9 protein-coding genes are annotated in these 10,620 nt (G+C 60.2%); 3 read left to right on the forward strand and 6 right to left on the reverse strand.

Annotated elements, in window-relative coordinates; all coding sequences use genetic code 11:
* Positions 1 to 106: 106 nt before the first annotated feature.
* Positions 107 to 658: an NUDIX hydrolase gene (locus AC1D2P_RS29045; protein ID WP_109786043.1), complete on the forward strand. Its 552-nt coding sequence runs from the start codon at positions 107 to 109 to the stop codon at positions 656 to 658.
* Positions 659 to 708: 50 nt separating this feature from the next.
* Positions 709 to 1,212, forward strand: coding sequence for a L,D-transpeptidase family protein (locus AC1D2P_RS29050; protein WP_477757754.1), 504 nt, complete (start codon positions 709 to 711; stop codon positions 1,210 to 1,212).
* A gap of 100 nt (positions 1,213 to 1,312) precedes the next feature.
* Here AC1D2P_RS29050 and AC1D2P_RS29055 read toward each other — a convergent pair whose 3' ends face one another.
* Entirely contained in the window at positions 1,313 to 1,624 is a 312-nt protein-coding gene (locus tag AC1D2P_RS29055; protein WP_046029005.1) for a YqfO family protein, read from the reverse strand.
* Positions 1,625 to 1,644: 20 nt separating this feature from the next.
* Positions 1,645 to 5,541: a phosphoribosylformylglycinamidine synthase gene (gene purL, locus AC1D2P_RS29060; protein WP_109786044.1), complete on the reverse strand. Its 3,897-nt coding sequence runs from the start codon at positions 5,539 to 5,541 to the stop codon at positions 1,645 to 1,647.
* Positions 5,542 to 5,815: 274 nt separating this feature from the next.
* Here purL and mltF point away from each other — a divergent pair, with 274 nt between their 5' ends.
* On the forward strand, positions 5,816 to 7,276 hold the full coding sequence (mltF, locus tag AC1D2P_RS29065) for a membrane-bound lytic murein transglycosylase MltF (RefSeq protein ID WP_223523792.1): 1,461 nt from the start codon (positions 5,816 to 5,818) through the stop codon (positions 7,274 to 7,276).
* A 125-nt stretch (positions 7,277 to 7,401) separates the two neighbouring features.
* Here mltF and pdxJ read toward each other — a convergent pair whose 3' ends face one another.
* From pdxJ to rnc, 4 genes are all read right to left on the reverse strand, one after another.
* Complete coding sequence (gene pdxJ / locus AC1D2P_RS29070) at positions 7,402 to 8,145, reverse strand: pyridoxine 5'-phosphate synthase (RefSeq protein WP_109786046.1); 744 nt, start codon at positions 8,143 to 8,145, stop codon at positions 7,402 to 7,404.
* 48 nt (positions 8,146 to 8,193) lie between these two features.
* Entirely contained in the window at positions 8,194 to 8,880 is a 687-nt protein-coding gene (gene recO / locus AC1D2P_RS29075; protein ID WP_223523789.1) for a DNA repair protein RecO, read from the reverse strand.
* A gap of 173 nt (positions 8,881 to 9,053) precedes the next feature.
* Entirely contained in the window at positions 9,054 to 9,956 is a 903-nt protein-coding gene (gene era / locus AC1D2P_RS29080; protein WP_046028999.1) for a GTPase Era, read from the reverse strand.
* A partial coding sequence (gene rnc / locus AC1D2P_RS29085) for a ribonuclease III (RefSeq protein WP_477811719.1) occupies positions 9,949 to 10,620 on the reverse strand: 672 nt, incomplete at its 5' end. The genes rnc and era, both read right to left, overlap by 8 nt.

The following is a 10,620-nucleotide window of genomic DNA, read 5'->3' on the forward strand; positions in this document are numbered from 1 at the left end:
ATCGAACCGAGCGCCCAAGCCCATAACCATTGCATGTCGCTAAACGACAACTTGCCGACAGACACCGCCGCACGCCAAGATAGGCGCAGCATTCAGGAACCCAAGCATGAAATTTTGCAGTCAGTGCGGCAACCCGGTGACCCAGCGCATTCCCGAAGGCGATTCGCGCCTGCGATTTGTCTGCGACAGCTGTCAGGTGATTCACTACCAGAACCCCAATATCGTCGCTGGCTGTGTCGCGACCTGGGGCTCGAAAGTGTTGCTGTGTCGACGTGCCATCGAGCCACGACTCGGTTACTGGACCCTTCCAGCCGGCTTCATGGAAAACGGTGAAACCATCGAGCAGGCGGCTATTCGCGAAACAGCCGAAGAAGCCTGTGCGCGGGTGCGCAACCTGAAGATCTATACACTGATCGACGTACCGCACATCAGCCAGGTGCATGTATTCTTTCGCGCAGAGCTGGCGGACCTGGACTTTTCTGCCGGTCCGGAGAGCCTGGAGGTGCAGCTTTTCGATGAAGCCGACATCCCTTGGTCCGAGCTGGCTTTCCGCACAGTGGGCCGTACCCTAGAATGCTTCTTCGCTGACCGACGGACCGAGGTCTACCCCGTGCGTTCCGAGTCGATCCCGCCGCTCGCTCAGCCTGCCAATACTTAAAAAACACCTATAACTAAAAATAGCCGACACCTCCTAGGGATATCGTTTCAATGCGCTGGTTGCTTGCCCTGTTTTGCTTGTCGTTCGTCACGGTATCCCAGGCTTCTGCCGCGGGAACCCTGAACGGCAAAGCCATCGATAAAATTCTGGTCATCAAGTCCACCCACCAATTGCAATTGATCAATGACGGCCAGCCGCTCAGGACCTATCGCATTTCCCTGGGTAAACGCCCCAAGGGGCCGAAGCTGATGGAGGGCGACAAACGCACCCCGGAAGGCTTCTACTGGGTGGATTGGCGCAAGACCAGCGACAACTTCAACCTGGCGATGCACATCTCCTACCCGAACATCAGCGACTCTGCGCGCGCTCGACGCGAAGGCGTCGCACCGGGTGGCATGATCATGATCCACGGAACTCCAGACACTGAAGACACCCCTGAAGACCTGTTCCACACCCTGGACTGGACCGACGGCTGCATTGCCATGCGCAACATGGACATGCGTGAAGTCTGGAACCTGGTGCCGGACGGCACGATGATCGAAATTCGTCCGTAATCCGGACTATCAGTAGAAGCGCTGCATCCATCAATTCGCAGACAATAAAAAACCCGCTGAAATCGCTTTCAGCGGGTTTTTCGTTTAAGCGCTTGAAGGATCAGAAATCCTCCAACCGCCACACCTCATAAGCCGGCGTCTCGTAGGGATGGCTCTCTTTCAGCGCCAACACCACCGCCCGAATCAACTCATCGCTGACCACCAGCTCAACCTTCCATTCCTCAACCTGCTCGACCTGCCCCGCTTCGCCAATGAACGGCTGACTACCATCCAACGGGCGAAACTGGCCGAGGCCGAGCACTTGCCAGGCGCAATGGTCGTAAGCGCCGATCCGTCCGCCACCGGCGGCGAATACGGCACTCTTCACGTCTTCGACGTGACTGGCTGGAACAAAAAAGCTGAGCTTGTACACAGCTGTCAGTTAACCCGCTTTTAGTTTACCCAGACCCGAGCGTTACGGAACATACGCATCCAAGGTGCATCTTCGTTCCAGTCTTCCGAACGCCACGAGTTCTGCACGGCGCGGAACACACGTTCCGGGTGCGGCATCATGATCGTTACGCGACCGTCGCGGCTGGTCAAACCGGTGATCCCGCGCGGCGAGCCGTTCGGGTTGGCCGGGTATTTTTCGGTGACCTTGCCGTGGTTGTCGACGAAACGCATCGCCACGCAACCCGACAGATCGGCTTCCAGCAGTGCTTCTTCGCTGGCGAACTCGGCATGGCCTTCGCCGTGAGCGATGGCGATCGGCATGCGCGAACCGGCCATGCCTTGCAGGAAGATCGAGTTCGACTCCTGGACCTGAACCATGGCCACGCGTGCTTCGAACTGCTCGGAGCGGTTACGCACGAAGTGCGGCCAGAACTCGCTGCCCGGGATCAGTTCGTGCAGGTTGGACATCATCTGGCAACCGTTGCACACGCCGAGGGTGAAGCTGTCGTTACGTTCGAAGAAACCCTGGAACGCATCGCGAGCACGGCTGTTGAACAGTGCGGACTTGGCCCAGCCTTCGCCGGCGCCGAGTACGTCGCCGTAGGAGAAACCACCGCACGCCACCAGACCTTTGAACTCGTTCAGGTCGACACGGCCGGCCAGAATGTCGCTCATGTGCACGTCGATCGCGTTGAAACCTGCGCGGTCGAACGCGGCCGCCATTTCCACCTGACCGTTGACGCCCTGCTCACGCAGCACGGCAACCTGTGGGCGGATGCCTTTCTTGATGTAAGGCGCGGCGACGTCCTGGTTGACGTCGAAGCTGAGCTTGACGCTCAGGCCCGGGTTTTCTTCTTCCAGCAGCACGTCGAACTCTTGCTCGGCGCAGTCGGCGTTATCACGCAGACGCTGGATCTGGTAGCTGGTTTCAGCCCACTGACGTTGCAGCAGACGACGCTGACCTTCGAACACGGTGTCGCCGTTGAAGGTGATGCTGATCTGGCCGTTGTTCATCGGCTGACCGATCACCGACACGCAGTCGCCCAAGCCAGCCGCGCTGAACTGCGCAAGGATGTCCGGGGTCGAGTCCTGACGAACCTGAATCACAGCGCCCAGCTCTTCGTTGAACAGGATCGCCGCGATGTCGGCGGAGGTTTCCGCCAGGCCGTCGAGGTTCAGGCTCAGGCCGCAGTGGCCGGCGAAGGCCATTTCCACCACGCTGGTCAGCAGACCACCGTCGGAACGGTCGTGGTACGCCAGCAGGTGACCGTCGGCGTTGAGGCCCTGGATCACGGCGAAGAAGGCCTTGAGGTCTTCGGCATCGTCCACGTCCGGCGCTTGCGAACCGAGCTTGCCGTGAACCTGAGCCAGGATCGAGGCGCCCATGCGGTTCTGGCCACGGCCCAGATCGATCAGGATCAGGTCAGTGGTGCCCTTGTTCATGCGCAGTTCCGGCGTCAGGGTCTGACGGATGTCAGCCACTGGCGCGAAACCGGTCACGATCAGGGACATTGGCGAGGTGACGGTCTTGTCGACGCCTTCATCGCTCCAGCGTGTGGCCATGGACATGGAGTCCTTGCCCACCGGAATGGTGATGCCCAGCTCAGGGCACAGTTCCATGCCGACCGCTTTCACGGTGTCGTACAGACGCGCGTCTTCGCCCGGGTGACCGGCAGCGGACATCCAGTTGGCCGACAGTTTGATGTCGGAAATCTTGTTGATGCGCGAAGCCGCGATGTTGGTCAGGGTTTCGCCAATGGCCATGCGGCCCGACGCCGGAGCGTTCAGCAATGCCAGCGGAGTACGCTCGCCCATCGCCATGGCTTCACCGGTGTAAACGTCGAAGCTGGTGGCGGTGACGGCAACGTCAGCCACCGGGACCTGCCACGGGCCAACCATCTGGTCACGAGCCACAAGGCCGGTGATGGTGCGGTCGCCGATGGTGATCAGGAAGCTTTTGCTCGCCACGGCCGGGTGATGCAGAACGCGCTCGACGCAGTCGGCAATCGCCAGCGTCGACGGATCGAAGTCGTCGCCCAGTTCACTTTCGCGAACAGCCGAACGGTGCATGCGCGGCGCTTTGCCCAGCAACACTTCCAGTGGCATGTCCACCGGGCTGTTGCCGAAGTGGCTATCCGTGACAGTCAGTTGCGGTTCGGCAGTGGCTTCGCCGACGACGGCGAACGGGCAACGCTCGCGTTCGCAGATCGCTTTGAAACGCTCGAAGTCAGCCGGGCCGACTGCCAGAACGTAGCGCTCCTGGGATTCGTTACTCCAGATTTCGTGCGGGGCCATGCCCGGCTCGTCGTTTGGAATGTTGCGCAATTCGAAACGGCCACCACGGTCGCCGTCGTTGACCAGTTCCGGGAAGGCGTTGGACAGACCGCCTGCGCCCACGTCGTGGATGAAGCTGATCGGGTTCTTGTCACCCAACTGCCAGCAACGGTCGATCACTTCCTGGCAACGGCGCTCCATCTCAGGGTTTTCGCGCTGTACGGAAGCGAAGTCCAGGTCAGCCGAGCTGGTGCCAGTGGCCATGGAGGAAGCGGCGCCGCCGCCCAGGCCGATCAGCATTGCCGGGCCACCCAGCACGATCAGCTTGGAGCCAACGATGATTTCGCCTTTCTGCACGTGTTCGGCACGGATGTTACCCATGCCGCCAGCCAGCATGATCGGCTTGTGGTAACCGCGAACTTCGTCGCCACGCGGGGTGGTGATCGATTGTTCGAAGGTACGGAAGTAACCGGTGAGGGCCGGACGACCGAATTCGTTGTTGAACGCGGCGCCACCCAGTGGGCCTTCGATCATGATGTCCAGCGCGGTCACGATGCGCTCAGGCTTGCCGTATGGCACTTCCCACGGCTGTTCGAAACCCGGGATTTGCAGGTTGGACACGGTGAAACCGGTCAGGCCAGCCTTTGGCTTGGCACCACGGCCGGTCGCGCCTTCGTCACGAATCTCGCCGCCACTGCCGGTGGATGCGCCCGGGAACGGGGCAATCGCAGTCGGGTGGTTGTGAGTTTCGACTTTCATCAGGATGTGCACCGGTTCCTGCACCGCGCCGTACTGGCGGGTTTCAGGGTCCGGGAAGAAACGGCCGGCGACGTTACCGACGATCACCGAGGCGTTGTCCTTATAAGCCGACAGGACGCCTTCGCTGTGCATCTGGTAAGTGTTCTTGATCATGCCGAACAGGCTTTTTTCCTGGCTTTGACCGTCGATGTCCCAACTGGCGTTGAAGATCTTGTGACGGCAGTGCTCGGAGTTCGCCTGGGCGAACATCATCAATTCGATGTCATGCGGGTTGCGCTTCAAGCCGACGAAGGCATTGACCAGGTAGTCGATTTCGTCTTCGGCCAGGGCCAGGCCCAGCTCGGTGTTGGCTTTTTCCAGCGCGGCACGGCCGCCACCCAGCACGTCGATCGCGGTCAGCGGTTTCGGTTCGGCGTGGCTGAACAGGCCGGCGGCTTGTTCAAGGTTGGCCAGAACGATTTGCGTCATGCGGTCGTGCAGGGCATCACTGATCAGTTGGGCCTGGGCGTCGCTGAACTGGCCGGCGACGTAGAACGCGATACCGCGCTCCAGACGCTGGATCTTGCCCAGGCCACAGTTGCGGGCGATGTCGCTCGCTTTACTGGACCATGGCGAGATGGTGCCGAAACGCGGCAACACCAGGAACAGACGACCGGTCGGCTCTTGTACCGGAACACTTGGGCCGTACTTCAGAAGGCGCGCGAGCACCTGCTGTTCGTCGCCGGTCAGGACGCCGGTAACTTCGGCGAAGTGAGCGAATTCAGCATACAAGCCGCTGACAGCCGGGACCTTCTGGCTCAGTTGCTCAAGGAGTTTGCTGTGGCGAAAGGCAGAAAGGGCAGGAGCGCCGCGCAGGATCAACATCTTCGGGACAGCCTCGGGAAGGGGTGTGCTTTGAGGCCGTGCATTCTAGCCTAAACCGCCCGCGACATCACCCGAAACGGTACGGGTGGCTGCACCCGGGTGTCGGACCGTAGATCCGGGTCTGCAAATGGCGCTTAAAAAGGGTTATTTTTTCTGACACAAAATGCGCTGCGGACCCATTCCTGCGGGCTCCGGAGCCGTTTTCAATTGCCTAGCAGACAAGCCCTTCGCTGTCGAGATATGGCGGCCGTGGTCCTTTGCGTATACTGCGCAGATGTTTTCCCCAATGGCTTTGCGTCCGCGGTACGCCAAATGGCTGATCGCAACCGGACTCTTCCTGGTGCTCAGTGGATGTGTTGATAAACCCAACACGCTGGAGCGCGTAAAGGAGGATGGCGTGCTGCGGGTGGTTACCCGAAACAGTCCCGCCACCTACTTCCAGGATCGCAACGGTGAAACCGGCTTCGAATACGAGCTGGTGAAGCGCTTCGCCGACGATCTGGGGGTGGAGCTCAAGATCGAGACCGCCGACAACCTCGACGACCTGTTCAATCAGGTTGGCACGCCTAACGGCCCGGTGCTGGCGGCTGCCGGCCTGGTCAGCAGCGAGGCACGCCAAAAGCAGGTCAGGTTTTCCCACTCTTACCTGGAAGTCACCCCACAGGTCATCTACCGCAACGGTCAGTCACGGCCAACCGATGCGGGTGATCTGGTCGGCAAGAAGATCATGGTGCTCAAGGGCAGCACCCACGCCGAGCAGTTGGCTGCGCTTAAACAGAAATATCCCGGCATAGAATACGAAGAGTCCGACGCGGTTGAAGTGGTCGACCTGTTGCGCATGGTCGATGAAGGTCAAATCGACCTGACGCTGGTCGACTCCAATGAAGTGGCGATGAACCAGGTGTACTTCACCAACATTCGCGTCGCCTTCGACCTCGGCGACGCCAGCAACCAGAGCTGGGCGGTGGCCGCCGGCGAAGACAACAGCCTGCTCAACGAGATCAACGCCTACCTCGACAAGGTGCAGAAAAACGGCACCCTGCAACGCCTGAAAGACCGCTACTACGGGCATGTCGATGTACTCGGCTACATGGGCGCCACTACGTTCGCCCAACACCTGCAACAGCGGTTGCCCAAGTACGAGCAGCACTTCAAGGCATACGCCAAGAAAGAAAAAGTCGACTGGCGCCTGCTGGCGGCGATCGGCTATCAGGAATCGTTGTGGCAACCGGCAGTCACGTCCAAGACCGGCGTGCGCGGCCTGATGATGCTGACCCAGAACACCGCGCAAGCCATGGGCGTGTCCAACCGCCTGGACCCCAAGCAAAGCATTATGGGCGGCGCCAAGTACCTGGCCTACATGAAGGATCAACTGGACGAGTCGATTCAGGAACCGGACCGCACATGGTTTGCCCTCGCGGCCTATAACGTTGGCAGCGGTCACCTGGATGACGCGCGCAAACTGGCGGCGAAGGAAGGGCTGAACCCGGACAAGTGGCTGGACGTGAAGAAAATCCTGCCACGCCTGTCAGAGAAGAAGTGGTACAGCAAAACCCGTTACGGCTACGCCCGTGGCGGCGAGCCGGTGCATTTCGTGGCGAACATCCGTCGTTACTACGACATCCTGACGTGGGTCACGCAGCCTCAGCTTGAAGGTGACCAAGTGGCTGAGGGCAAACTGCTTGTACCTGGGATCGACAAGACCAAGCCCGCTCAAGAGCCTGCGCCGCTTTAACTATCACCAAAACACAATGTGGGAGCGGGCTTGCCCGCGATAGCAGAGTGTCAGTTAACGATTCTATTGACTGACACGACGCCATCGCGGGCAAGCCCGCTCCCACAGGGTTTTGTGTTTGCTCTTTAAGCTTTTGCGGCGGCCAGGATCAACGCTTTCATCTCCGACACCGCCGACTTGAAGCCGACGAACAACGCATGCGCCACCAGCGCGTGGCCGATGTTCAGTTCATTGATACCTTTGATCGCTGCCACCGCTTCTACGTTGTGGTAGTGCAGACCGTGCCCGGCGTTGACGATCAAACCCTGAGCCAGGCCAAACGCGACACCGTCAGCCACACGCTTGAGTTCTTCAGCCACCTCCGTCGGCGTCTCGGCATCGGCGTAACGACCGGTGTGCAGTTCGATGGCGGGGGCACCGACGCGGCGTGAAGCTTCGATCTGCCGCTCATCAGCGTCGATGAACAGCGACACCTCACAACCAATCTTGGACAGGCGATCGACGGCCGCTTTAATTCGCGCTTCCTGCCCTGCTACGTCGAGGCCACCTTCGGTGGTCAGTTCCTGACGAGTCTCCGGGACCAGGCAAATGTGCGCCGGACGGATGCGCTCGGCGAACACCATCATTTCTTCGGTGACGCCCATTTCGAAGTTCATGCGGGTTTGCAGCACGTCCTTGAGCAGCAGAACGTCGCGCTCCTGGATGTGCCGACGGTCTTCGCGCAAATGCACGGTGATACCGTCAGCGCCCGCCTCTTCCGCATCCAGCGCTGCCTTGACCGGGTCCGGGTAGCGAGTACCCCGAGCCTGACGCAGGGTGGCAACATGGTCGATGTTCACGCCAAGAAGAATGCGATTGCTGGTGGTCACGGAAGCGCTCCTGAAGAAGGTAAATTCGGTGCACAGCATACGGGGAGACTACGGCTTGCGAAACAACTCGCGACTGACCAGCGGACGACCGCCCAGATGGACAGCAAGCGCCTGACGCATCAAACGCTTGGCCGCTGACAGTGCGCCGGGGGCGGACCAGTCGGCATCGGCCATGGCCAGCAGCTCGGTGCCATTGAACAGACCGGGTTGCAGCAGGTAGACCCGCTCCAGGCCCGCGTCCACCTGCAGACGGTAGAGCCCGTCCGGGGCAATGAGCTCGCCATGGATATCAATGGTCAGTGCAAAGCCGTAACCGAGATCGTCCAGCAGGCGCCATTCGAAGGAACGCAACAACGGCTCCAGCGGACGACCCTCCGCTAACGCCAGCAACGTCGCAGCATAGTGATCGAACACAGCGGGATGAGGGTCTTCGGCGGGCAGCAGACGAATCAATAGCTCATTGAGATAGAGGCCACTGAACAGCGCCTCGCCATTGAGCCAGGTCGATACACCGGCGCTTTCCATGCGACCGACATTCTTCAACTCCCCCCTCCCACGGAACTCGACCTCCAGCGGCACGAATGGCCGCGCCAACGTCCCGGCCTTGCCCCGCGCACTGCGCAACACCGCCCGCAGCCGACCTTGCGGCGTGAGGAAATCCACCAACGCACTGCTTTCGCGGTAGGCGCGGGAGTGGAGAACGTAGGCGAGTTGGCCGATGGGAGGGTGTGACATGGACGTCAGGGTTCTCTGTGAGCGAGCGCAATTTTACAAACAACCAAAACCAATGTGGGAGCGGGCTTGCCCGCGATGGCGGACTCACATTCAACATCTCTGCCGAACATTACATCCTCATCGCGGGCAAGCCCGCTCCCACAAGGTTCTACGGTGTCTCAGCAACCGAGACTTTACAGGTCGCCGTAACCCAACGAACGCAACGCGCGCTCGTCATCGGACCAGCCGCCTTTCACTTTGACCCAGAGGTTGAGCATGATCTTGGAGTCGAACAACAGCTCCATGTCCTTGCGCGCCTCGGTGCCGATGCGCTTGATGCGCTCGCCCTTGTCACCAATGATGATTTTCTTCTGGCCGTCACGCTCAACGAGGATCAAGGCATGAATGTGCAGGGTCTTGCCCTGCTGCTTGAACTCTTCGATTTCGACGGTGATCTGGTACGGCAGCTCGGCACCCATCTGGCGCATGATCTTCTCGCGCACCAGTTCTGCGGCGAGGAAACGGCTGCTGCGGTCAGTGATCTGGTCTTCCGGGAAGAAGTGATCGTTTTCCGGCAGATGCTCGGCGATCACGCGCTCCAGCGTTTCAAGGTTGTGCCCGTGCTGGGCCGAGATCGGCATGATCTGCGCGTTCGGCAGCTGTTCCTGCAACCAGGTCAGGTGCGGCATCAACTCGGACTTGTCTTCGATACGGTCGGTCTTGTTCAGCGCCACGATCAGCGGGCCGGTCACGTATTGGACGCGCTCGAGGACCATCTGGTCTTCGTCGGTCCACTTGGTGCGGTCAACCACGAAGATCACTACGTCGACGTCTTTCAACGCCGCCGAAGCGGTCTTGTTCATGTAGCGGTTCAGCGCCTTTTCGCCGCCCTTGTGCATGCCCGGGGTATCGACGTAGATCGCCTGCACGGCACCTTCGGTCTTGATCCCCAGCATGTTGTGACGGGTGGTTTGCGGCTTGCGCGAGGTGATCGCCAGCTTCTGACCCAGGATGTGGTTCAGCAGCGTGGACTTGCCCACGTTGGGACGGCCGACGATGGCAACATAGCCACAGCGAGTTGCGGTTGTATCAGTCATTGCCATTCTCCACACCCAGGGCAATCAGTGCTGCGGCGGCCGCTACCTGTTCGGCAATACGACGACTCACACCCTGACCTCGGCTTTTTTCGTTCAGTAAGGTGATTTCGCATTCGACGAAGAACGTCCGGCAATGCGGTTCACCCTGGATATCCACCACTTCGTAACGCGGCAGCTCACAGCCACGCGATTGCAGGAATTCCTGCAGGCGGGTCTTTGGATCTTTGTTGGTGTCCACCAGGGTCAAGCCCTCGAACTCCCCGGCCAGCCAGGCCAGTACGCGCTCACGTGCCACGTCCATGCCGGCGTCCAGGTAGATCGCACCAATCAGCGCTTCCAGGGCATCGGCCAGAATCGACTCGCGACGGAAACCGCCACTTTTCAACTCACCGGAACCCAGGCGCAGGTATTCACCCAGATCAAAACCACGGGCCAGTACGGCCAGGGTCTCACCTTTCACCAAGCGTGCGCGCAAACGCGACAGCTGGCCTTCGCGGGCCAGAGGGAAGCGATCGAACAGCGCCTCGCCTGCGACGAAGTTGAGGATGGCATCACCGAGGAATTCCAGGCGTTCGTTGTTGCGCCCGGCAAAGCTGCGGTGAGTCAGGGCCAGGACCATCAGTTCCTGATCCTTGAAGGTGTAGCCGAGCTGACGCTCTAGACG

Source organism: Pseudomonas sp. P1_F1_2 (genome assembly GCF_056405815.1).

Bases quoted from the DNA above. Each gene is read 5' to 3' on its own strand.
- purL (WP_109786044.1), bottom strand. From the start codon at position 5,541: ATGTTGATCCTGCGCGGCGCTCCTGCCCTTTCTGCCTTTCGCCACAGC.
- AC1D2P_RS29050 (WP_477757754.1), top strand. From the start codon at position 709: ATGCGCTGGTTGCTTGCCCTGTTTTGCTTGTCGTTCGTCACGGTATCC.
- era (WP_046028999.1), bottom strand. From the start codon at position 9,956: ATGACTGATACAACCGCAACTCGCTGTGGCTATGTTGCCATCGTCGGC.
- AC1D2P_RS29045 (WP_109786043.1), top strand. From the start codon at position 107: ATGAAATTTTGCAGTCAGTGCGGCAACCCGGTGACCCAGCGCATTCCC.
- mltF (WP_223523792.1), top strand. From the start codon at position 5,816: ATGTTTTCCCCAATGGCTTTGCGTCCGCGGTACGCCAAATGGCTGATC.
- recO (WP_223523789.1), bottom strand. From the start codon at position 8,880: ATGTCACACCCTCCCATCGGCCAACTCGCCTACGTTCTCCACTCCCGC.